Source organism: Flavobacterium swingsii, assembly GCF_900111965.1.
GTDB classification, from domain to species: Bacteria; Bacteroidota; Bacteroidia; order Flavobacteriales; family Flavobacteriaceae; genus Flavobacterium; species Flavobacterium swingsii.
The window spans coordinates 336,277-361,453 of sequence record NZ_FOJT01000001.1 but is presented as its reverse complement, the minus strand read 5'-3'; the positions used below and the strand labels follow the sequence as shown (position 1 = coordinate 361,453).

General features: G+C 33.7%; 13 protein-coding genes. 11 read left to right on the top strand and 2 right to left on the bottom strand.

The window, feature by feature from the left end:
• The first annotated feature begins 2 nt into the window (after positions 1-2).
• From rplL to BM053_RS01640, 5 genes are all read left to right on the top strand, one after another.
• Positions 3-374: a 50S ribosomal protein L7/L12 gene (gene rplL, locus BM053_RS01660; protein ID WP_091473312.1), complete on the top strand. Its 372-nt coding sequence runs from the start codon at positions 3-5 to the stop codon at positions 372-374.
• A gap of 261 nt (positions 375-635) precedes the next feature.
• Positions 636-4,448, top strand: coding sequence for a DNA-directed RNA polymerase subunit beta (gene rpoB, locus BM053_RS01655; RefSeq protein WP_091473310.1), 3,813 nt, complete (start codon positions 636-638; stop codon positions 4,446-4,448).
• Between the two features lie 232 nt (positions 4,449-4,680).
• Positions 4,681-9,000, top strand: coding sequence for a DNA-directed RNA polymerase subunit beta' (gene rpoC / locus BM053_RS01650; RefSeq protein ID WP_091473308.1), 4,320 nt, complete (start codon positions 4,681-4,683; stop codon positions 8,998-9,000).
• A gap of 99 nt (positions 9,001-9,099) precedes the next feature.
• Positions 9,100-9,408 carry a DUF3467 domain-containing protein gene (locus BM053_RS01645; protein WP_091473306.1) on the top strand — a complete coding sequence of 103 codons (309 nt, stop codon included), beginning with the start codon at positions 9,100-9,102 and terminating at the stop codon, positions 9,406-9,408.
• Between the two features lie 148 nt (positions 9,409-9,556).
• Positions 9,557-14,152 (top strand): T9SS type A sorting domain-containing protein, encoded by a 4,596-nt coding sequence (locus BM053_RS01640; protein ID WP_167357265.1) that lies wholly within the window; start codon positions 9,557-9,559, stop codon positions 14,150-14,152.
• An 80-nt stretch (positions 14,153-14,232) separates the two neighbouring features.
• Here the strand turns inward: BM053_RS01640 and BM053_RS01635 are convergent, their stop codons facing one another.
• Positions 14,233-15,822 carry a peptide chain release factor 3 gene (locus BM053_RS01635; protein WP_091473301.1) on the bottom strand — a complete coding sequence of 530 codons (1,590 nt, stop codon included), beginning with the start codon at positions 15,820-15,822 and terminating at the stop codon, positions 14,233-14,235.
• A gap of 142 nt (positions 15,823-15,964) precedes the next feature.
• Between BM053_RS01635 and BM053_RS01630 the strand changes: the two genes are divergently transcribed.
• The 5 genes from BM053_RS01630 (at position 15,965) to BM053_RS01610 (ending at position 22,746) form a co-directional block, all read left to right on the top strand.
• A complete protein-coding gene (locus tag BM053_RS01630) occupies positions 15,965-16,891 on the top strand; it encodes a PorP/SprF family type IX secretion system membrane protein (RefSeq protein ID WP_091473299.1) in 927 nt (308 codons plus the stop codon).
• Positions 16,892-17,026: 135 nt separating this feature from the next.
• Positions 17,027-19,003, top strand: a complete 1,977-nt coding sequence (locus BM053_RS01625; RefSeq protein ID WP_091473297.1) for a peptidylprolyl isomerase — start codon at positions 17,027-17,029, stop codon at positions 19,001-19,003.
• Between the two features lie 24 nt (positions 19,004-19,027).
• The gene (locus BM053_RS01620; protein ID WP_244148495.1) at positions 19,028-20,386 is read left to right on the top strand and encodes a peptidylprolyl isomerase; all 1,359 of its coding nucleotides are present in this window, start codon (positions 19,028-19,030) and stop codon (positions 20,384-20,386) included.
• A 415-nt stretch (positions 20,387-20,801) separates the two neighbouring features.
• Entirely contained in the window at positions 20,802-21,755 is a 954-nt protein-coding gene (locus BM053_RS01615; protein ID WP_091473293.1) for an AAA family ATPase, read from the top strand.
• A 247-nt stretch (positions 21,756-22,002) separates the two neighbouring features.
• Positions 22,003-22,746, top strand: coding sequence for an SDR family NAD(P)-dependent oxidoreductase (locus BM053_RS01610; RefSeq protein WP_091473291.1), 744 nt, complete (start codon positions 22,003-22,005; stop codon positions 22,744-22,746).
• On the opposite strand, the gene BM053_RS01605 is transcribed toward BM053_RS01610, so the two are convergent.
• The gene (locus BM053_RS01605; RefSeq protein ID WP_143076451.1) at positions 22,743-23,879 is read right to left on the bottom strand and encodes a hypothetical protein; all 1,137 of its coding nucleotides are present in this window, start codon (positions 23,877-23,879) and stop codon (positions 22,743-22,745) included. The two genes, BM053_RS01610 and BM053_RS01605, sit on opposite strands and share 4 nt — an antisense overlap.
• 33 nt (positions 23,880-23,912) lie before the next feature.
• On the opposite strand from BM053_RS01605, the gene BM053_RS01600 reads away from it, so the two are divergent.
• Complete coding sequence (locus BM053_RS01600; protein ID WP_091473287.1) at positions 23,913-25,031, top strand: acyltransferase family protein; 1,119 nt, start codon at positions 23,913-23,915, stop codon at positions 25,029-25,031.
• The last annotated feature ends 146 nt before the right edge of the window (positions 25,032-25,177 follow it).

The following is a 25,177-nucleotide window of genomic DNA, read 5'->3' as shown; positions in this document are numbered from 1 at the left end:
AAATGGCAGATTTGAAACAATTCGCAGAACAATTAGTTAACCTAACAGTAAAAGAAGTTAACGATTTAGCTACAATATTAAAAGATGAGTACGGTATCGAACCAGCAGCAGCTGCAGTAGTTATGTCAGCAGGTGGTGGAGACGCTGGTGCTGAAGAGGCTCAAACAGAATTTACAGTTGTTCTTAAAGAAGCTGGTGCTTCTAAATTAGCAGTAGTAAAAGCGGTTAAAGAACTAACAGGTTTAGGTCTTAAAGAAGCTAAAGATTTAGTTGATGCTGCACCATCTAATGTAAAAGAAGGTGTTTCTAAAGATGAGGCTGAAGGTCTTAAAAAATCTTTAGAAGAAGCAGGAGCTGTTGTTGAGCTTAAATAGTCCAACATAGTTTTTGAAACAGGTTTAGGTCTTGGATGTGATGTCCAATGACCTAAACCATTTTTCGTATAATAAAATTATATAAATTTTTATATAAAATAATTAAAATACGAAAAGCTTTTAATCAATACGAAGAAAGAAATCAACTAAATTTTCCTGGTTTATTTTTAAAGATGTATTGTTTTAAAAAGGAAAAGTACAGATTATACAGTGTTTTATACACAAACAATTACTTTTTTTTAATCAAAATTTTGTCCATTGATGATAACAAATCAGACCGAAAGATTGAATTTTGCCTCAACAAAAAATATTCCTGCATATCCAGATTTTCTAGATGTTCAGGTTAAATCTTTTCAAGATTTCTTTCAATTAGAAACGAAATCTGACGAAAGAGGCAACGAAGGGCTTTACAATACCTTCATGGAAAACTTTCCAATTACAGATACTAGAAATAACTTTGTATTGGAGTTTATCGATTATTTTGTAGACCCACCTCGTTATACAATTCAAGAATGTATAGAAAGAGGTCTTACTTATAGTGTGCCACTAAAAGCACGTTTAAAACTATATTGTACAGATCCAGAACATGAAGATTTTGAAACTATAGTACAAGACGTATATCTTGGAACTATTCCTTATATGACACCTAGCGGAACTTTCGTTATCAATGGTGCTGAACGTGTTGTTGTTTCTCAACTTCACCGTTCTCCTGGTGTTTTCTTCGGACAATCATTCCATGCAAATGGAACAAAATTATATTCTGCTCGTGTAATCCCTTTCAAAGGATCATGGATTGAATTTGCTACCGATATCAACAGCGTTATGTATGCTTATATCGATAGAAAGAAAAAATTACCTGTTACCACTTTATTCCGTGCAATCGGTTTTCAAAGTGATAAAGATATCCTTGAGATTTTTGACCTTGCTGAAGAAATTAAAGTTTCTAAATCAGGACTTAAAAAATATATTGGAAGAAAACTTGCTGCACGTGTATTAAATACATGGCACGAGGATTTTGTAGACGAAGATACTGGTGAAGTAGTTTCTATCGAAAGAAATGAAATCATCTTAGATCGTGATACGATTTTAGATAAAGATAATGTAGAAGAAATTGTAGAATCTAACGTAAAATCTATCTTGTTGCACAAGGAAGATAATAATGTTGTCGATTATTCAATCATTCACAATACATTACAAAAAGACCCAACAAACTCTGAAAAAGAAGCCGTTGAGCATATCTACAGACAATTGCGTAATGCAGAACCGCCTGATGAAGAAACTGCTCGTGGTATTATAGATAAATTATTCTTCTCTGACCAACGTTACAACTTAGGTGAAGTAGGTCGTTACAGAATAAACAAAAAATTAGGTCTTGATACACCAATGGAAAAGCAAGTGCTTACCAAAGAAGATATCATTACTATAGTGAAATATTTGATCGAATTAATCAATGCGAAAGCAGATATTGATGATATTGATCACTTATCAAACCGTCGTGTAAGAACTGTAGGTGAGCAATTATCTCAGCAATTTGGCGTTGGTTTGGCTCGTATGGCTAGAACCATTCGTGAGAGAATGAACGTTAGAGATAACGAGGTGTTTACACCTATCGATTTGATTAATGCAAAAACATTATCATCGGTAATCAACTCTTTCTTTGGTACAAACCAGTTGTCTCAATTTATGGATCAAACGAATCCATTAGCTGAAATAACGCACAAGCGTCGTTTATCTGCCCTAGGACCAGGTGGTCTTTCTCGTGAAAGAGCTGGTTTTGAGGTACGTGACGTTCACTACACACACTACGGAAGACTTTGTCCAATTGAAACTCCTGAGGGACCAAACATTGGATTGATTTCATCTTTAGGTGTTTATGCAAAAGTAAACGGAATGGGTTTCATCGAAACTCCTTACCGTAAAGTAACAAATGGTGTTGTAGATTTAACTTCTACACCAGTTTATTTAAGTGCTGAAGAAGAAGAAGGAATGTTAATTGCGCAAGCAAACATTCAAATGGATGCTACAGGAAAAATTACTGCTGATAACGTTATTGCTCGTCAAGAAGGTGATTTCCCAGTAATCGATCCAACTGCTGTTCATTATACTGATGTTGCACCTAATCAAATTGCATCTATCTCAGCTTCATTAATTCCTTTCTTGGAACATGATGATGCGAATAGAGCCTTGATGGGATCTAACATGATGCGTCAAGCTGTTCCACTTATTCGCCCTGAAGCACCAATTGTTGGTACAGGTTTAGAGCGTCAAGTAGCCTCAGATTCTAGAGTATTAATAAATGCTGAAGGAGCTGGAGTTGTAGAATATGTTGATGCCGATATGATTACCATCAAATATGATAGAACTGATGCCGAAAGAGCAGTAAGTTTCGAATCTGATGAGAAAACATACCAGTTAATTAAATTTAGAAAAACGAATCAAGGAACTTCTATCAACTTAAAACCTATCGTAAGAAAAGGTGATAAAGTAATAAAAGGTCAAGTACTTTGTGAAGGATATGCAACACAAAACGGAGAGTTAGCTTTAGGTCGTAACCTAAAAGTAGCATTTATGCCTTGGAAAGGGTATAACTTCGAGGATGCAATTGTAATTTCTGAAAAAGTAGTTCGTGATGATATATTTACATCAATCCACGTAGATGATTATTCATTAGAAGTTAGAGATACAAAATTAGGTAACGAAGAGTTAACTAATGATATTCCTAACGTTTCTGAAGAAGCTACTAAAGATTTAGATGAAAATGGAATGATTAGAATTGGAGCTGAAGTTAAACCTGGCGACATTCTTATCGGAAAAATTACACCAAAAGGAGAATCAGATCCAACTCCAGAAGAGAAATTGCTTCGTGCAATCTTCGGAGACAAAGCTGGTGATGTAAAAGATGCTTCGTTAAAAGCTTCTCCATCACTTCACGGTGTTGTTTTAGACAAAAAATTATTCGCAAGAGCAGTAAAAGACAAGCGTAAACGTACACAAGACAAAGACGCTTTAACTGAACTTGAATCAGAATTTGAAACTAAATTTGTTGAATTAAAAGACAAATTAGTAGAAAAATTATTTACAATCGTAAACGGAAAAACATCGCAAGGTGTCATGAACGATTTGGGTGAAGAAGTTTTACCAAAAGGTAAAAAATACACTCAAAAAATGTTATATGCTGTTGAAGATTTCGCTCACTTAACTAAAGGGCAATGGGTTGCTGATGATGAAACCAATAAAATGGTGAATGACTTAATCCATAACTACAAAATTAAGTTGAACGACCTTCAAGGTGCATTAAGAAGAGAGAAATTCACGATTACAGTTGGAGATGAATTACCAGCAGGAATCTTGAAATTAGCCAAAGTTTATATCGCCAAAAAACGTAAGTTAAAAGTTGGAGATAAAATGGCGGGTCGTCACGGAAATAAAGGAATCGTTGCACGTATCGTGCGTCACGAAGACATGCCTTTCCTTGAAGACGGAACACCAGTAGATATCGTACTGAATCCACTTGGAGTACCTTCTCGTATGAATATTGGTCAGATTTACGAAACCGTTCTAGGATGGGCAGGACAAAACTTGGGACGCAAATATGCAACACCAATTTTCGACGGAGCATCATTAGATCAAATAAATGAAATCACTGACGAAGCTGGAGTTCCACGTTTCGGACACACACATCTTTACGATGGTGGTACAGGAGAACGTTTCCACCAAGCAGCAACAGTTGGAGTAATCTATATGTTGAAACTTGGACACATGGTTGACGACAAAATGCACGCACGTTCTATCGGACCATACTCACTTATTACACAACAACCATTGGGTGGTAAAGCTCAATTTGGAGGTCAGCGTTTTGGAGAGATGGAAGTTTGGGCACTTGAAGCTTATGGAGCATCAAGTACACTTCGTGAAATTTTGACTGTAAAATCTGATGATGTTATTGGTAGAGCTAAAACTTACGAAGCTATCGTTAAGGGAGAATCTATGCCAGAACCAGGATTACCTGAATCGTTCAATGTATTAATGCATGAACTAAAAGGTCTTGGATTAGACATTCGTTTAGAAGAATAAATAATAATTTGTCACAGGTAGAGACGTTAATTGTAACGGCTCTACTTTGGCATTTATAAAGGTTTTTAGGATTTATACCCGTAATCCGTTCCGATTTTTTATTAATACTTAATAATTAGCACTTCAAAATTTATTTGAAGTTTAGAGAAGTAATCCGAGGTAATAGAGGAAATGAATTTAATCATCAATCTAAAATCAATTTTTAATTGCAAATAAATCAATAGTAAAAACTATGATGAATAATAGAAGTAATACAAACAATAATAGAGATAAGAATCCAGTAAAAAGATTCAACAAAATCTCGATAGGATTAGCTTCACCAGAATCTATCTTGGCAGAGTCAAGAGGAGAAGTTTTGAAGCCAGAAACTATCAACTATAGAACTCACAAACCAGAACGTGATGGTCTTTTCTGCGAACGAATTTTCGGACCAGTAAAAGATTTCGAATGTGCTTGTGGAAAATACAAAAGAATCCGATACAAAGGAATTGTTTGTGACCGTTGTGGAGTAGAAGTTACCGAGAAAAAAGTACGTAGAGACAGAGTAGGACACATCAACCTTGTTGTGCCAATCGCTCATATCTGGTACTTCCGTTCACTTCCAAACAAAATTGGTTACATTCTTGGATTACCATCTAAGAAATTAGATATGATTATTTACTACGAAAGATACGTAGTAATTCAAGCTGGTATTGCTCAAAATGCAGAAGGAGAATCAATCAAAAGATTAGATTTCTTAACAGAAGAAGAATACTTAAATATTCTTGACACTTTACCAGCAGACAATCAATACCTTGATGATTTTGATCCTAATAAATTTGTTGCCAAAATGGGAGCAGAGTGTATTATGGATTTATTAGCTCGTATCGATCTTGATGAGTTGTCTTATCAATTGCGTCACTCAGCTAACAACGAAACATCAAAACAAAGAAAAACTGAAGCATTAAAAAGATTACAAGTTGTTGAATCTTTCCGTGAGTCTAACTTGAACAGAGAAAATCGTCCTGAATGGATGATTATGAAAGTCGTTCCAGTTATTCCACCAGAATTGCGTCCACTTGTGCCACTTGATGGAGGTCGTTTTGCAACTTCAGATTTAAATGATTTATACCGTCGTGTAATTATACGTAACAACCGTCTAAAAAGATTAATGGAGATAAAAGCTCCAGAGGTTATCTTAAGAAACGAAAAACGTATGTTGCAAGAATCTGTAGATTCACTTTTCGATAATACTCGTAAAGCATCTGCTGTAAAAACAGAATCTAACAGACCATTAAAATCATTATCTGATTCCTTGAAAGGTAAGCAAGGACGTTTCCGTCAAAACTTACTTGGAAAACGTGTCGATTATTCTGCTCGTTCGGTAATTGTTGTTGGACCTGAATTGAAATTATTCGAATGTGGTATCCCAAAAGATATGGCAGCCGAATTATACAAACCATTCGTTATCCGTAAATTGATAGAACGTGGAATTGTAAAAACTGTTAAATCTGCAAAGAAAATAATAGATAAAAAAGAACCAGTAGTTTGGGATATTCTTGAAAATGTAATTAAAGGTCACCCAGTATTACTGAATCGTGCTCCTACTTTGCACAGATTAGGTATCCAAGCTTTCCAACCAAAATTAATTGAAGGAAAAGCAATCCAATTGCACCCTTTAGTTTGTACTGCATTTAATGCGGATTTTGATGGGGATCAAATGGCAGTTCACTTACCGTTAGGACCAGAAGCTATTTTGGAAGCACAATTGTTAATGTTGGCTTCACACAATATCTTAAATCCAGCAAATGGTGCGCCGGTTACTGTACCTTCTCAGGATATGGTTTTGGGTTTATATTATATGACCAAAGAACGTATCTCAACTCCTGAGCATGTAATTTTAGGACAAGATTTAGTTTTCTATTCTGCCGAAGAAGTAAATATTGCTTTAAACGAAGGAAGATTAGAATTAAATGCTCGTGTTAAAATTAGAGCGAAAGATTTCAACGAAGAAGGAGAATTAGTAAATAAAATTATCCAAACCACTGCAGGTCGTGTATTATTTAATGAAGTGGTACCAGAAGCAGCAGGATATATAAATGATGTATTAACTAAGAAAAACTTACGTGATATTATTGGAAAAATCCTTGCAGTAACAAATGTTCCTACAACGGCAGCTTTCCTTGATAACATTAAAGATATGGGTTACAAATTTGCCTTCAAAGGTGGATTGTCATTCTCTCTTGGTGATATTAGAATTCCAGAACAAAAAACGCAGCTTATTGCAGATGCAAGAGCACAAGTAGAAGGAATTTCTGGGAACTATAATATGGGACTTATTACCAATAACGAACGTTACAACCAAGTTATTGATATCTGGACTTCAGCAAATGCTCAATTAACAGAATTAGCAATGAAAAACATTAGAGAAGACCAACAAGGTTTCAACTCAGTGTATATGATGCTTGACTCTGGAGCAAGGGGATCTAAAGAACAAATTCGTCAGTTAACTGGTATGCGTGGTTTGATGGCTAAGCCTAAAAAATCGACTGCTGGTGGTGGTGAAATTATCGAAAACCCGATTCTTTCTAACTTTAAAGAAGGGCTTTCTATCCTTGAGTACTTTATTTCTACTCACGGTGCGCGTAAAGGTCTTGCGGATACTGCCCTTAAAACGGCGGATGCTGGTTACTTAACTCGTAGATTACATGACGTTTCTCAAGACGTAATTGTAAACATCGAAGATTGTGGTACTTTAAGAGGTGTAGAAGTTTCTGCATTGAAAAAGAACGAAGAAATTGTTGAAACATTAGGAGAAAGAATTTTAGGACGTGTTGTTTTACAAGACGTTGTAAATCCTTTGACTAACGATATATTAGTTCATGCAGGTGAGCAAATTACTGAAGCAATAATGAAAGTTATTGAAGCTTCTCCAGTGGAAAAAGTAGAAGTACGTTCGCCACTTGTTTGTGAAGCTACGAAAGGAATTTGTGCTAAATGTTACGGACGTAACTTAGCTACAGGAAAAATGACTCAAAGAGGTGAAGCAGTTGGAGTAATTGCTGCACAATCTATTGGAGAACCAGGAACACAGTTAACACTTCGTACTTTCCACGTTGGAGGGGTTGCGGGTGGTATTTCTGAAGAATCTAGCATTGTTGCAAAATTTGCAGGACGTTTAGAAATCGAAGATTTAAAAACTGTAAAAGGCGAAGATACTGACGGTAATGCTGTTGATATTGTAATTTCTCGTTCTACGGAAATGAAATTAATCGACCAAAAAACTGGAATTCTTCTTGCTACAAATAACATTCCTTATGGTTCAAGTATTTTTGTAACTGATGCACAAGCTGTAGCAAAAGGAGATGTAATTTGTAAATGGGATCCATATAATGGAGTTATTGTTTCTGAGTTTACTGGAAAAATTGCTTACGAAGATTTAGAACAAGGACAATCGTTCATGGTCGAAATCGATGAGCAAACAGGTTTCCAAGAAAAAGTAATTTCTGAAGGAAGAAATAAAAAATTAATACCTACTTTATTGGTTTATGGTAAAGATGGCGAACTTATTCGTTCGTACAACTTACCTGTAGGAGCCCACCTTATGGTAAATGACGGTGAGAAAATTAAAGCAGGTAAGATTTTAGTAAAAATACCACGTCGTTCATCAAAAACTGGGGATATTACAGGAGGTTTACCAAGAATTACTGAGTTGTTAGAAGCTCGTAATCCTTCAAACCCAGCTGTAGTTTCAGAAATTGATGGTGTTGTTTCTTTTGGAAAAATCAAAAGAGGTAACCGTGAGATTGTAATCGAATCTAAATTTGGTGAAATCAAGAAATACCTAGTTAAATTATCAAGTCAAATTTTGGTACAAGAAAATGACTTCGTAAGAGCAGGAGTTCCTTTGTCTGATGGTGCAATCACACCAGACGATATCTTAAGAATTCAAGGACCAGCAGCTGTACAACAGTATTTGGTTAACGAAATTCAAGAAGTTTACCGTTTGCAAGGAGTAAAAATCAACGATAAACACTTTGAAGTAGTAATACGTCAAATGATGCGTAAAGTGAGAGTTCAAGATCCAGGAGATACTTTATTCTTAGAGGATCAATTAATTCATACTAAAGATTTTATCGTCGAAAACGATAAATTATACGGAATGAAAGTAGTTGAAGACGCTGGAGATTCTAGTAACTTAAAAGCGGGTCAAATTATTTCTCCACGTGAATTGCGTGACGAAAATTCATTGTTGAAACGTACAGATAAAAATTTAGTTGTAGCTCGTGATGTTATCACAGCAACGGCAACTCCAGTATTACAAGGTATTACTAGAGCATCGTTACAAACTAAATCGTTTATTTCTGCGGCTTCTTTCCAAGAAACAACTAAAGTACTTAACGAAGCTGCTGTTGCAGGTAAAGTAGATTACTTAGAAGGTCTTAAAGAAAATGTAATTGTAGGACACAGAATCCCAGCCGGTACAGGTATGAGAGAATATGACAATACAATTGTAGGGTCTAAAGAAGAATACAATGATTTGATGGTTGCAAAAGAAGAATTCAATTATTAATTCAAATAATTAAATATTCTTAATTATATTTATAAATCCTAATAACTCTTTATTGAGTTATTAGGATTTTAGTTTTAACCAATTTAAAAAATAAAAAAAATGAGCGAAAATAACCAACAAGGACAAATCAATATCGAATTAGATGAAGCTACAGCCGACGGAATTTACTCTAATCTTGCTATAATAAACCACTCAAATACAGAATTTGTTTTGGATTTTGTGAATATTATGCCAGGTGTGCCAAAAGCAAAAGTAAAATCGAGAATCATACTCACGCCACAACATGCCAAACGATTGGTTAAAGCCATTGCTGAAAATATTCAACGATTTGAAAGCGTAAACGGAAAAATTGTCGAATCAGAGCAACCAGCCATTCCGCTTAATTTTGGCGCTGCTGGTCAAGCATAATTTTATAACCTTTTCATTTTGAAAAGGTTTTCTTTTTTTGCATGTATTTTTTTTGTAGATTTGAGTTTATTAATCAAACCAAAATTATACAAATATGAACAAAAATTACTTTCAAAGTCGAACGCGAAAAGTCCTTACATGGAAGTCCATGTTCGCGATTTTCGTAATGTTTTTTGCTTTTCAAAGCATTTCAGCACAAGTAACCACAAATAGTGGTTCAGGATTAAATCCAACATATCCTGATTTAGATTCAGCGATTACAGCACTAAACGGAGCGACAATTTCGAGTCCAGTAGTAATAACTTTAGATCCAGTAAATCCTCAAACTGCACCTGTAGGAGGTTATGCAATTACAGCACAAGGTGATGCTACAAATACAATCCTTATTCAAGGTAGTGGAAATACAATTACAGCATCAGGTGCTTTGGTTGCAGGAGTATTGAATGATGCTATTTTTAAATTAGTAGGAGCGGATTATATCACTTTGCAAAACTTTAGAATGCAAGAAAATGCCGCTAACACAACTACGGTAGCAGGTACTAATAATATGACTGAGTGGGGTATTGCTTTGTTGTATACAACCACTACAAATGGAGCACTAAACAATACAATTCAGAACAATACTATTTCATTAAACAGAACGTATCAAAATACTTTTGGTATTTATAGTAATTCTACTCACGCTGCTGCAACTCCACTAACAAGTGCAACTGCAACAACTGCAACGGGAGGAAATCACGGGTTGAAAATTTATAGCAATGCTGTTAATAATGTTAATAACGGGATTGTTGTTGTTGGGCCAACTGCTGTGGCAGACCAAAATACAGGATTAGATATTGGAGGTAGTTCTTTAGCTACTGCTAATACTATTACAGACTATGGTACAACAGGAACTTTCTCTGGTTATGCAAATGTATCTGGAACTGTAAATGGAATTTTAGTTAGAAACTCTAACGGAACAAATATTTCTTATAATACCGTTACAAGTTCTGTTGGTGGTGTAACTGCAGGAACGTTAAATGGTATTCAGGTGGCAGCTTCTTCTAATCCGCCAACGGGTACTACATTTACAAATACTATAAATAATAATAATATTTCATTAAGATCTGGATTAATTGCAGGCGCTATGAATGGGATAAATTATCCTTCTGGATCTGCGAGCGCTACAAGTACGCTTAATATTAATAATAATGATTTTAATAATTTTGGGCATACAGTTGCAGGATCTGGTACTATAATATTTATTTTGACAGCTAGTACAAATCAATTTACGACGATAAATAACAATACATTTAGTAATATCTCTGTAAATACTACAGGTAGTGTTACTTTTATTTCACAAAGTTTTACAGCAGCTGCAACAGGAACAAAAGCAGTAAATAATAATGCTATTGTAACTGCTTTTAATAAAACTGGAGCAGGTGGAACAGTTATTTTTATAACGGATAATGGTTCGACAGTTGCTGGTGCAGTTTCAAACTGTATGAGCAATAATTTTTCAAATGTTACTCTTACTGGTGCAACTATCCTTACAGGTATAAATTATACAGATGGAGGTACGGCACCTACTAGAACGGTTACAGGGAATATATTGAATAACTGGACAACTGGGGCGGCTACAATAAACGCAATGAATTTTACTTATTGGAGTGGTGTATCAAGTCTATCTAATAACACAGTTACTAATATTAATGGTCAAGGTAATATTACTGGTGTAACAATAGGAAGTACGGCAAATAATGCTACATCAATTGCTATTGGTTCCAATATAATTAATAACTTATCTTCTACTGGAACTGGAGGAAGTGTTACGGGAATAACATGTAGTAACACATCTCTTGGAATCACTATTTTTAATAACAGTGTAAATACATTATCAAGTACTGGTGCTTCTGCTGTAAATGGTATTACAGTAAGTGGAGCAAATGCTGCTGGAACTAATGTATTTAAAAATAAAATTTACGACTTGTCAGGAAGTAACGCTTCTTCAACGGTAAATGGTTTCCTTATAAGCGGAGGGACTTTAGTGACTGCTTATAATAATATTATTGGAGATTTAAGAACACCAAATGCAAATGCAGCTAATCCTTTAAACGGTATTAATATTACAGGCGGAACAACTGTAAATGCTTATAATAATACAGTAATGTTAAACGCAACTAGTGCAGGAGCATTGTTCGGTTCTAGTGCTGTATCTGCTTCTTCAACTCCAACAGTTGCTTTGCGTAATAATATTTTTGTAAATAACTCAACAACTGCGGGTGCAGGATTAGCGGTTGCATACAGAAGATCATCAACTACGTTAACCTCTTATGCAGCAGCATCTAATAATAACTTATTTTATGCAAGTAATATCTTTACAGATGGTACAAATACAGACGCAACTTTAGGAGCTTACAAAACTAGAGTAGCTTCTCGTGATTCTTCATCGGCGAGCGAAAATCCTAATTTTGTTAGTACAGCTGGTACTAATGTAAATTTCTTACATATTGATACTACTATTGCAACTCAAATTGAAAGTGGGGGTGCTAATATAGCAGTTGTTACTGATGATTTTGACGGAGATGCTCGTAATGCAACTACTCCTGATATTGGAGCAGATGAATTCGCAGGAATTCTTTTAGATATGGTAGGTCCAACAATCGCTCATACTGCAGTAGGTAGTGATTGTACGGGAGGGTCAAGAACTATAGCTGCTACTATTACTGATGCTAGTGGAGTGCCTACTTCAGGTATTGGTTTGCCAGTGGCTTATTGGTCTATAAATGCAGGTGCTTATATTGCTGCAACTGGTGTTTCTATGGGAGCTGGGGTGTATAATTTTTCAGTTGGAACAGGAAGTGTATTAGCTGATGTTATTACTTATTATTTTGTAGCTCAAGATAATGCAGGAACACCAAATACAGGAGCTTTGCCATCAGCAGGAGCAGCTGGTTTTACAGCTAATCCTCCAGCGGTGTCAACTGCACCAACATCACCATTTAGTTATTCAGTAGTAACCCCATTGAATGGTGTTTATACTGTAGGAACTACAGGTACTTACGCTACATTAACAGCTGCTGTTGCGGATTATAACTTCAAATGTTTGACAGGAGCGGTTACTTTTTCTTTAATTGATGCTACTTATCCATCAGAAACTTTCCCAATTACAATTAACCAAAATGCTGATGCAAGCGCAATCAATACATTAACAATTAAGCCAGCTGTAGGAGTTGTTTCTACAATCTCTGGATCAAACGCTACAGCAATCATCAAATTGAATGGTGCTGATTATATTACGATTGATGGTTCTAATAACGGTTCTACAACTAGAGATTTAACAATTTCGAATACTAATACAGGTACTACTAGTGGCGTTGTATGGAATGGAAGTGGAAGTGCGTCAAATGGAGCTATAAATAATACATTTAAAAACTTAAATATCGTAGGGCAGGCTCCAACAGCAGCAACGTTTGTCGGTATTTTTAGTGGTAGTGGTGTTACAATGGGAGGAGTTGCAGAAGCGGCTAATAATAATTGTATTATGCAAAATAATGCAATTTCTAAATCTCAATACGGACTTGCAATTGCTGGTGCTTCAGTTGGGGAAACAGGAAATGTGATTACTCAAAATAGTATAGGATCTAACACTGCAGCAGACTATATTGGATTTATTGGTATGTTTTTTAGTAATAATAATGGATTGTTAGTAACTAATAACTCTGTTTTCAATATTATAATGCCAACTAATACTAATCTAATTGGTATTAACATTGCAGCTAATGTTATCAATTCAACATTTAATGCTAATACTATTTCAAGTATTGCTTACACGGGTACAGGTGGTTACGGAGGAAAAGGTATGAATATAAATACAGGAACGGCTACAAGTAACCTTACAATTTCTAATAATATGATTTCGGATATTAGAGGTGATGGTTGGAATGCCTTAACAGGTGATTCTACAGTTGGAATTAGAATTGGAGCAACTGCAGCAGCAACTGTTACTACAGGCGGAATTAAATTATATAATAATACTGTAAATTTAGGTAGTGGTTCCTTTGTTGGAAATGCTTCAGGTACTTTGTCTGCAGCGCTTTACTTATCATCTACAACTAGTAATTTAGATATACGTAATAACATCTTTGTGAGTAATCTTGTAAATAGCACTGCTGCGGCAGCTAAAACATATGATATTTATTCTGCTGCTGCAAATACGGCATTTACAAACATCGATTATAATGATTATTCTGTAAGTGGAGCACAAGGTGTTTTAGGTTTTATAGGTTCAGATAGAGTTACAATTGCAGACATTCAAACTGGTTTTGGTCAAAATGTAGCATCTATAAATGTAGCTCCAGTATTTACATCAGCAACTAATTTACACCTAGATACAGCTAATAATGCTGGATTGGATAATTTAGGAACAATGATTGCTGCTGTTACTAATGATATTGATGGAGATGTTAGATCAGGAACTCCAGATATGGGTGCAGATGAGTTTACTTTATTAAGTGTAAATCAATTTGATTTGGCTGACGGTTTCAAAGCTTATCCAAATCCAGTAAGCAATGTATTGAACATTGAATATACTTCAGACTTGACAAGTGTTTCAGTATTTAATTTGTTAGGACAACAAGTCTTAACTAAAAAAGTAACTGCTACATCTACTCAAATAGATATGTCAGGATTAAACGCTGGTACTTATTTAGTAAAAGTTTCTTCAGAAAAAGCCTCTAAAACTGTCAAAGTTGTAAAAAGGTAATTCTTAGTTAGAGAATAACTAAAAATCCCATTCGTGAAAACGAATGGGATTTTTTATTTTAATCAAAAACCTAAAACTAATTAATCAAATTCCGAAGTAAAAAATAACTTTACATTTGGAAATTTGCTTTGTGTCATTTGGATAGTAAAATCACTATCGGCAAGAAATACCAATTGTTTGTATTTGTCGTGTGCCAAGAATTTCTGTTTGATACGTCTAAACTCTTTAAATTCTTCACTTTTAGGATCGGTAGGTTTTACCCAACAAGCTTTGTGAACAGGGAAATTCTCGTAAGTACATTTTGCACCATATTCGTGCTCTAATCGGTACTGAATTACTTCGTATTGAAGCGCTCCAACGGTTCCAATAATTTTTCGATTATTCATTTCTAAAGTAAATAACTGAGCAACACCTTCGTCCATCAACTGGTCAATTCCTTTGTCAAGTTGTTTGGCTTTTAGCGGATCGGCATTGTTAATATATCTAAAATGTTCTGGCGAAAAGCTCGGAATTCCTTTGAAACTCATTTGTTCGCCTTCTGTCAAAGTATCTCCAATTTTGAAGTTTCCTGTATCGTGTAAACCTACAATATCTCCAGGATAGGAAATGTCTACAATTTCTTTTTTCTCAGCAAAAAATGCATTTGGACTAGAAAATTTTAAATTTTTTCCTTGACGAACGTGCAAATAAGGTTTGTTTCTCTCGAAAGTTCCAGATACAATTTTTACAAAAGCCAGTCTGTCTCTATGTTTAGGATCCATATTAGCATGAATTTTAAACACAAATCCAGATAATTTTTCTTCGGTAGGATTTACCAATCTCGTTTCCGATTCTTTTGGTCTTGGTGATGGAGCAATTTCTACAAAACAATCTAGTAATTCTCGAACTCCAAAATTATTTAATGCCGAACCAAAAAATACAGGCTGCAATTTCCCGTCAAGGTAATCTTGTCTGTCAAATGGCGGATAAACTTCGGTAAGTAATTCTAAATTCTCTCGAAGTTCATCAGCTGGTTTCTGACCAATTATTTTTTCTAATTCAGGACTTTGTACATCAGAAATAGCCACAACATCATCAATGTTTTTTCGGCTATCACTACTAAAAAGATTAATGTTCTTTTCCCAAATATTATATATTCCCTGAAAATCGTAACCCATTCCTATCGGAAAACTCATAGGAGTAACAGTCAAACCAAGTTTTTGCTCCACTTCGTCCATCAAATCGAAAGCGTCTTTTCCTTCTCTATCTAGTTTGTTTATAAAAACGAGAATAGGAATTTTTCGCATTCTACAAACGGCAACGAGTTTTTCTGTTTGTTCTTCGACTCCTTTGGCAACATCGATAACAACAATAACACTATCTACAGCAGTTAATGTTCTAAAAGTATCTTCTGCAAAATCCTTGTGTCCTGGTGTGTCCAGAATATTAATTTTTTTGTCTTTATATATAAATGCTAAAACTGAAGTAGAAACCGAAATTCCTCTCTGACGTTCTATTTCCATAAAATCGGAAGTAGCACCTTTCTTGATTTTATTGTTTTTTACAGCACCAGCTTCTTGTATGGCACCACCAAAAAGTAAAAGTTTTTCGGTCAATGTTGTTTTACCAGCATCGGGGTGCGAAATAATACCAAAAGTTCTTCTGCGTTCTATTTCTTTAAGGAAACTCATTATTTTAAATTTTTGCAAATATACATTATTATTAAATATTGTTTTACTCACTTGGGTTTTTTAGATTAAAAGTGTAGATTTAACTCGATAATGTATATTTGATGAAATTCCCGTTAGAATTTATGTTTCTTTAAACTTAAAAATGAAATCGATAAATAGTAGAAAAATATTTTTAACATTAGTATTTATGTTACTGGAATCTTTTGCTTATTCGCAACAGGATTCTCAGTTTACACAATATATGTACAATACTATTAATGTGAATCCGGCTTATGCGGGTTCTAGACGTGTTATGAGTGTTTTTGGATTACACAGAAACCAATGGGTTGGTCTTGACGGCGCTCCAATTACCAATGCTTTTTCTTTGCATTCGCCAATAGGCGATGCTAATTTGGCTTTGGGATTGTCGTTTGTTAATGATAAAATTGGAGTATCTAACGAAAATTCAATTTCTATTGCGGCTTCTTATGCGATACAAACATCAGAAAACTATAAATTAGCATTTGGTATTAATGGAGCTTTTAATCAGTTGAATATTAACTATAATAAATTAAAAACCTACGATACTTCCGATGTTTTATTAGAAGAAGAGAATAATAAGTTTTCTCCCAATATTGGTGCAGGATTGTATTTTCATTCAGACAAAAATTATATAGGAATTTCTGTTCCTAATTTACTTGAGACAAAACAGTATGACGATATAAAAAAAGCAGTGGCAAACGATCAAATACACTTTTATTTTATCACAGGTTATGTTTTCGATTTGTCGTCAAGTGTAAAATTAAAACCAGCTTTATTATCTAAAATTGTAAAAGGAGCACCACTTCAAGCTGATTTGTCTGCCAATTTTTTGTTTAACGAAAAATTCACCTTAGGAGCAGCTTATAGATTTAGCAAAGCTTTGAGCGCAATGGCAGGATTTCAAATATCAAACTCATGGTTTTTAGGCTATGCTTACGATTTAGAAAGAACCAAATTGGCAAGCTATAATTCTGGTTCGCACGAAATATTTTTGCGATATGAATTATTTAAAGAGTATAAAAAATTTAAATCACCAAGATTTTTCTAGAAAATATTTCAGCAAATCTGCCTCGGTTTGCAAATATAAATTTTTGTTAATACATACCGATATAGTTGTATAATGTAACTGAATTGTTATTTTTGTTCGTTGTTAAAAAAAGTGTCTTTAAAAATAATATAAAGAATGAGAATTAATAAATTAATCTTAGGTTTTGCACTAGTTATAAATTCTTTGGCTTTCGCCCAAAGCGAGAAAAAAGAAGTTTTGTTTACCATTGATGAGAAACCATATTATACCGATGAGTTTTCACGAGTTTACAACAAAAATATCGACTTGGTTAAAGATGAATCTCAAAAAGATTTAAACCAATATTTGGAATTGTTTGTTGGCTATAAGCTTAAAATAAACAAAGCAAATAAGCTTGGGTTGCAAAACAATACAAAGTATATCAATGAGTTAAAGTCATATAGAGCGCAGTTATCTAAAAATTATACTTCAGATACAAAGGTTACAAAAGCACTAATCGAAGAAGGTTATAATCGTTCTCTAAAAGAAATTAGAGCCTCTCATATTTTAATTTTGGTCGATGAAAACGCCATGCCAGCAGACACGCTAAAAGCATACAATCAAGTCATCGATATTAGAAAAAAAGCACTAGCAGGAGAAAATTTTGCAGAGCTTGCGGTTAAGTTTTCTCAAGATCCATCATCAAAAGAAAATAAAGGAGATTTAGGTTATTTTTCAGCGTTTGGAATGATTTATGCATTCGAATCGGCAGCTTACAATACAAAAAAAGGTGAAATTTCGATGCCAGTTCGTACAAAATTTGGTTATCACTTAATCAAAATTGTAGATTCTCGTGACAATCGTGGCGAAATTACTGTGGCACATATCATGATTTCGAAGGCACCTAAAACAAATGAAGATAAAGCTGTAAACGAAAAAGCAAGAACAACGATTCAGGATATTTATACAAAACTGAAACAAGGCGAACACTTCGAAAGTTTAGCCAATCAGTTTTCTGAAGACAAAAATTCAGCGCCAAAAGGCGGATTGTTACCACGTTTTGCTTCAGGACAATTAAGTTCAGAGGAATTCGAAAATGTAGCTTTTAGTCTTACAATCCCAAACAGTTATTCTGAACCATTCGAAAGCCAATTTGGCTGGCATATTGTAAAGTTAATTGAGAAACATCCAATAAAAAAACTCGACGAAATGGAAAGAGAGTTGGATGGAAAAATCAGAAAAGACGACCGTTCTCGATTAATAACAAATTCGCTTACAAGCAAACTTCAAAAAAAATATACTATCGTTCGTGATGAAAAATTATATGCACAAATAAAAGCATCGGTTACCGATAAATATTATACAGGCGAATGGAAACTTCCAGCTAATTTGAAAGATTATAATGGGAATTTATTCAAAATTGAAGATAAAAGTATAAACGGAGCCGAATTTTTATCAAACCTAGAAACACAACAAAAAGCAAATCTAAAAATAAAACCTATTGGTAAACTAGTCGATTATGTGTATCAAAATTTTGTGGACACACAAATGACAAATTATTACAACGATAATCTAGAAAAAGAATTTCCAGACTTTGCAAACGTTATAGAAGAATATCGTGACGGATTATTGCTTTTCGACTTGATGGAAAAAGAAATTTGGGACAAAGCAAAACAAGATTCTGTTGGGTTAAAAAATTATTATAACACCAACAAATTGAAGTACCAATGGAAAAATAGAGCTGAGGTTTTAGTTGCTTCATCAACAAAAGAAGATGTAATTAAAGCAGCAAGAAAATTGTTAAAAAAAGACCAAACTGCCGATTCTATCAAAACAAATCTTAACACAAAAGATGTTGTAAATGTGATGACTAAGCAAGAAACTTATGAAGAAGGCGCAGAGAATTTTCCTAAAAAGGTACTCTTTAAAACAGGAGTTTCAGAGGTTTATAAAGAAGGAGAGTTTTATTTTGTAAATAAAGTTTCAAAAATAATACCAGCTTCAAACAAAACACTCGAAGAAACAAAAGGAAGAGTGATAAATGATTACCAACAATATCTAGAAGACAATTGGGTAAGTAATCTAAAAAAAGAATTTAAAGTAAATGTAAATCAAGAAGTTTTCGAAAGATTAAAAACTTCGATGAAAAAATAATTAATGCCAATAAATAAATTTAAAATGAACATAATTAGTAGTAAGTTAAGTTTTATAATAGCACTTTTTGCTATTTCGTTAGGGATTTCCGCTCAAGAGAAAAAGCAAAAAATAGATGGTGTAATTGCAGTTGTTGGAGAATATGTTATTTTAGATTCAGATATAGACAAAACAACACTAGAGCTTAAACAACAAGGAGTAGATACAAAAGATATTACTCGTTGCCAGTTGCTAGGAAAACTTCTAGAAGATAAATTATATGCACACCAAGCCGTTCAGGATAGTATTGTTATAGATGACAAAGAAGTAAACTCAAAACTAGATGAACAAGTAAGTTATATGGTAGAACAGTTGGGTTCTATGGAAAAAGTAATTCAGTATTTCAAAAAATCGAATGAACAGGATTTTAGAGCCGAATTGTTTGATATTATCAAGGTAAATAAGTTAGCAGGCGAAATGCAAAAGAAAGTTATCGAAGAAGTAATTATTACACCAGAAGAAGTTCGTAACTTTTTTAAAGCCATTCCTAAAGCAGATTTACCTGTTTTTGGAGCAGAAATGGAAGTAGCACAAATCGTGGTAAAACCAGCCGTTTCTCCAGAAGCAAAGCAAAAAGTAATAGACCAACTTAAAGCCATCAAAAAAGAAGTGCAAGAAGGTTCTAGTTTCTTCGGAAAAGCAGTATTATATTCAGAAGACAAAGGATCAAGCTCTAATGGAGGTTATTACAAAATGGACAGAAGAACCCAATTTGTAAAAGAATTTAAAGACGTAGCATTTAGTCTAAAAGAAGGCGAAATCTCAGAACCATTTCTAACGGATTTTGGGTATCACATCATTTTCCTAGAAAAAATTAGAGGACAAGAAGTCGATTTACGTCACATTGTTATTTCACCAAAAGTTTCTGACGAGGCTTTAAAAGCATCAAAAGAAAAAGCAGAGCTTATTCGTAAAAGAATTTTAGACAAAGAAATTACCTTTGCCGAAGCCGCTCGAACTATGTCCGACGAAAAAGAAACTCGTAACGATGGTGGGGTTTTAACCAATCCAAAAACACAAGATACTCGTTTCGAATTAACAAAAATGGATCCCGCTTTATACGGTCAAGTTTCAAACTTAAAAGACAACGAAATTTCAAATCCTATTGCTGACGAAGATCGTACAGGAGGAAAATTTTATAAAATCATCACAGTAACAAATCGTTACGACGAGCACACAGCCGATTATTCTAAAGATTACACACGTCTAAAAGAACTTGCGCTAAAAGAAAAACAAATCAAAGCCATTGCAAAATGGTCTGAAGAAAAAATCAAGGAAACGTACGTAAAAATAAATGACGAATACCGCAATTGTACCTTTACAAACAATTGGTTAAAAAAATAATTTATTTAGGAGCGACCCGAGCTATAGCGAACAGGCGAAGCAATCGCTCGGGCATTATTTGTTAATCATTTTCCCGCTTTCCATTACAATTAGCTTTGTCAAAGTTTTAAACTTTGACAAAGCTAATTTTCATTTCAAACGAAGTTCACTGAACTCCAATGAAAAATAAAAAGTAAGTGAAGTAATCGGGGCTAAAATAGGAAATTGTCATAATTTTTGTAATCATTACAAATGTCCAGCTGAGCGAAGTCGAAGCCATATACTGGGCTTCGACTTCGCTCAGCCGGACACTTTTTCAGTTAGCTTATATGGTCTTAAATGCCTTATATGGTTTAATTTTTTTACAATTATAAGCCATAATAATTCGTAATTAATACTTACATTCGTAATTCACAATTTATAATTTATAATTAACATGTCTGATGTTGCTGCCATTCAAAATCTAGTTCAAAAACAAAAAGAACTCAAACAAGAAATCGCTAAAATAATTGTAGGTCAAGACGATGTGGTAAACCAAATCGTGTTGAGTATATTTTCTGGAGGACACGCGCTGTTAGTAGGGGTTCCCGGATTAGCAAAAACCTTAATGGTCAATACAATTGCACAAGCATTAGGATTAGATTTCAAACGCATACAGTTTACACCAGACTTAATGCCTTCGGATATATTAGGAAGCGAAATTCTCGACGAAAACAGAAATTTTAAATTCCTAAAAGGACCAATATTTTCCAATATAATCCTTGCCGACGAGATAAACAGAACACCACCCAAAACACAAGCCGCTTTGCTAGAAGCCATGCAAGAAAAATCGGTTACCATTGCTGGTGAACAACATAAACTAAACCTGCCATTTTTTGTATTAGCAACCCAGAATCCAATCGAACAAGAAGGGACTTATCCTTTGCCGGAAGCGCAGTTAGACCGTTTTATGTTTGCCATAAAATTAGATTATCCGTCATTTGCAGAAGAAGTACAAGTAGTAAAAAGTACCACTGCCGATTTCGATGTAAAAGTAAATCCACTATTTACAGCGCAAGAAATCATCGATTTTCAGCATCTAATACGTCGTATTCCAGTAGCAGATAATGTGATAGAATATGCGGTGACTTTGGTTTCAAAAACCCGTCCAGACAATCCATTATCTAATGAATTTATAAAAAACTATTTAGATTGGGGAGCAGGACCAAGAGCATCGCAAAACCTAATATTAGCAGCAAAAACCAATGCTGCTCTTAACGGAAAATTCTCTCCAGATATTGAAGATGTACAAGCTGTTGCAACAGGAATTTTACGTCACAGAATCATCAAAAACTACAAAGCAGACGCAGAAGGAGTTACCGAAGAAATGATTATTAAGAAGTTGTTTTAAAATGTATTATTCATTAATATTCCTCAGTGGAATCAATGATTCAACAATATTTGTTATTCTACTACTTTTTTTCTTATTCATTGCTTTAGTCTATTTTTTGATTAGATTTATTTTGTATTTATGTAACTATTCAGAATTAATAAATACGAGTTTAAAAAAAGTAATCCTATTTATTCTTTGTGGAATAATAGTATATTTTATGTTGAGTATGAGCTATCAATTAACAGGAAAAGGGTTGTTGCAATAAATGAAAAAATACTTGATTATTACAGGTGGAAACAAAGGTATTGGCAGCGGACTTGTTTCAGCATATAAAAATAACGGATATCAAATTATATCTATTGCTCGTTCGGTAAATCAATCGGAAGAATATAAAGAAGTTAATCAAATTGTTTTAGATTTAAGTAAAACAGAAGACTTAGAAAACACTTTTTCTCAAATATTCAATAAAATAGATAAAGATGCTGTAGAAAGAATTGTATTTATAAACAATGCGGGCACTTTAGGTAAAATAGGAAGATTAGAAAATAATTCGGTTTCAGATATTCAGAATATAATTCAGATTAATACAATTACTCCGTTTTTATTAACATCTATCTTTCTTAAAGAAACTCAAAATTGGCATTGTTCCAAAAAAATAATTAATATTTCATCTGGAGCAGCCGCAAAACCTTATTATGGCTGGTCATTATATTGTGCTTCCAAAGCAGCTATCGATATGATGACAAAAGCAGTTGCAGTCGAACAAGAAACAATTGCTAACGGAACAAAAATAATAGCCATTTATCCGGGAGTTGTTGATACGGATATGCAAGGACAAATTCGCAAAAGTTCTCCTGAAAGTTTTATCGATGTTCAAAGATTTATCGATTTGAAAGAATCTAATTCATTAGTAAACATCGAAACTATCGGTCAAGAAATCTTCGAAATTGATGCATTAGGAAATTATCTGAATGGTGCTATTTTAAATGTTTCGGATTATAGAAACTAATGCGAAATTTTGTTGTCTAATTCACTATCATAAAAAAACAAAAACATACTACCCATCATGTCTTGGTCTATTTTTGAAGTATTGTTTGTTGTTAAAACCAATTCGTATTCGTGATTTTCGTATAACCAAATTCCAGTTTCAGAGCTAAAAGGTTCTATTTTTGCTAAACCAATTTTGTTTTTATAATTTGTCACTTTACAAGCAGTAATAGTCTTATTGGCTGTTTTATCAAAAATGGAAATATTGGTGGCAAACGGATGAACATGTGGTGCCGAAAAATGCAATCGCAAACTATCTTTAATCTGTAATTGTTTTGTTATCGAACTTCTGTAAGTCTTTGTTCTGGTCGGAATTACCCAATGTCCAGACAACATATTTCCTTTCCCGTCATCATAACTATGGTTTTTAGTTTCCACAGGAATACACTGGTTACTGGCTGGATCTAAAGGGCATTTATAAGGATTTTTTTTGTCATAGGGCAACTCGATAAAGACCGTTTTGCTTAGTAATGGTTTCTGAGTTTTGTTATAATTCTCATATTTTACAGTGACTTCATGCTTTATGGTTTTGAAAATAGTAGGGATATTAATATTCAATGACTGTGTGGTCACATTTAGGAAATCATTTCCTATAATTGGAACGCCAAAACCTTTCGGAAAATCGAAATTTTCTAATCCGTTAGATAATGATGTTAATCGTGGATATTGCTTTCCAATTCTATCTTCTAACTGCCAATGACTGTAATATTGCGTGTCATTTATATCTACATTCATGTGGCAAATAAAATCGTTCGAGATTGTTTTGTTGGTTTTTTCATCGATTGCTTTGACATTAAAACCAGTAATCCAAAGTAATTTTTCGGTCTGATTTAACTGGATATATCTTGAAGCTTTTGGTCCTTCCATCGATTTATAAATGCCGTCGATCAGGAAAGTTGGCGAACGCATTTTGTATTCTTTGGTATCATTATTTACAGTCCATTCGCCATCAACCAAACCTGTTTTTTGAAAGAAAAGTGTTTTTACAATGGCTTTATGTCGGTTAGATAGCAAATAAAAAGTGACAATTCCCAACATACTCGAAAGGAAAAAGGCAAATGTCAAATATTTGTATATCTTTGATTTTAGAAGCATAATTAAATAGATGTAGCCGCAAATATAAACGAAATGAACGCATTAGAAAAACAAAATAATACGCGAATATTCGGATTAGATGTAATTCGTGCGCTCGCCATTTTGCTGGTTTTGTTTTCGCATGTGTATTACTTAATAGATAGTATAAATCCTTTAGTGATTTCGCTAAGTGGATTGTCAGGTTTTACTGGTGTTGAGCTGTTTTTTGTGCTGAGTGGTTATCTAATAGGCTCCATATTATTACGACAATATATTACCGATGATTTTTCGCTGCAAAGCATTTTTGTTTTCCTAAAAAGACGTTGGTTTCGCACCTTACCTAATTATTATTTGATACTTTTTGTAAATCTAGGAATTGCTTTTTTGTTAGGTTATCCTTCTCAATATTGGTATAAATATTTTTTCTTTTTCCAGAATTTCAAAACGTATTCGATTGGTTTTTTCTCCGAATCATGGAGCTTGTCGGTCGAAGAATGGACTTATATTCTATTGCCTTTTAGTTTGTTTTTAGCATTGAAATTTGGAAATAAATTATCTAGAAAATGGACATTCTTAGCTACAATTCTTTTATTGATTGTTTTGGCTCATATTTTCCGTTATTTTAATATGAAAAACAGCGATATTTCTACTATGGAAATTTGGAATACAAACCTAAAATCTATCGTAATTTATCGTTTCGATACGATACTTTACGGTGTTTTGTTAGCTTGGTTGTATCAGTTTTATGCTCATTTTTTAGATAAATATAAAACTTATTTTCTGATTTTAGCAGTGCATTTATTTGTCTTACAATTTATTATTTTAAATGTTTTAGGTGTCGATATTATATCTTGTCCTACCTATTTCAAAGTTTTTTATTTTACACTTTCGTCAATGATTTTCTTTTTGGTATTGCCGTATTTTGTTTTTTGGAAAACTTCACAATCTGTATTTTCGACGAGTGTTACATTTATAAGTAAAACGTCTTATGCCGTATATTTAATTCATTATAGTATTGTTGTTGTGCTTTTTAAGTATGTACTCAGTCAACTTTATTATCAATTACCAACGAGTTTAGTTTTATTTATTTATTTTGGAATTACTTTTTCGTTGTCTTACATTTTATACCGATTTTTTGAAAAACCAATCATGAATTTGCGAGATAAGAATTAAGAATTGTTTAAAATTAATGTTCAATAATTCATTTTTGATAATAATAACAATGCAAAAACTAGCTTTTCGTAAATTATTTCAATCGATTAATATATTCCTTTAAATATTTTTTAATAATGCATCAATTTCGTAAATTCGCATCACGA

Excerpts from the sequence above, each read along its gene's own strand:
- BM053_RS01610 (WP_091473291.1), top strand. The coding sequence starts at position 22,003 with ATGAAAAAATACTTGATTATTACAGGTGGAAACAAAGGTATTGGCAGC.
- BM053_RS01600 (WP_091473287.1), top strand. The coding sequence starts at position 23,913 with ATGAACGCATTAGAAAAACAAAATAATACGCGAATATTCGGATTAGAT.
- rplL (WP_091473312.1), top strand. The coding sequence starts at position 3 with ATGGCAGATTTGAAACAATTCGCAGAACAATTAGTTAACCTAACAGTA.
- rpoC (WP_091473308.1), top strand. The coding sequence starts at position 4,681 with ATGATGAATAATAGAAGTAATACAAACAATAATAGAGATAAGAATCCA.
- BM053_RS01625 (WP_091473297.1), top strand. The coding sequence starts at position 17,027 with ATGAGAATTAATAAATTAATCTTAGGTTTTGCACTAGTTATAAATTCT.
- BM053_RS01630 (WP_091473299.1), top strand. The coding sequence starts at position 15,965 with ATGAAATCGATAAATAGTAGAAAAATATTTTTAACATTAGTATTTATG.
- BM053_RS01615 (WP_091473293.1), top strand. The coding sequence starts at position 20,802 with ATGTCTGATGTTGCTGCCATTCAAAATCTAGTTCAAAAACAAAAAGAA.
- rpoB (WP_091473310.1), top strand. The coding sequence starts at position 636 with ATGATAACAAATCAGACCGAAAGATTGAATTTTGCCTCAACAAAAAAT.
- BM053_RS01620 (WP_244148495.1), top strand. The coding sequence starts at position 19,028 with ATGAACATAATTAGTAGTAAGTTAAGTTTTATAATAGCACTTTTTGCT.
- BM053_RS01640 (WP_167357265.1), top strand. The coding sequence starts at position 9,557 with ATGTTCGCGATTTTCGTAATGTTTTTTGCTTTTCAAAGCATTTCAGCA.
- BM053_RS01645 (WP_091473306.1), top strand. The coding sequence starts at position 9,100 with ATGAGCGAAAATAACCAACAAGGACAAATCAATATCGAATTAGATGAA.
- BM053_RS01605 (WP_143076451.1), bottom strand. The coding sequence starts at position 23,879 with ATGCTTCTAAAATCAAAGATATACAAATATTTGACATTTGCCTTTTTC.
- BM053_RS01635 (WP_091473301.1), bottom strand. The coding sequence starts at position 15,822 with ATGAGTTTCCTTAAAGAAATAGAACGCAGAAGAACTTTTGGTATTATT.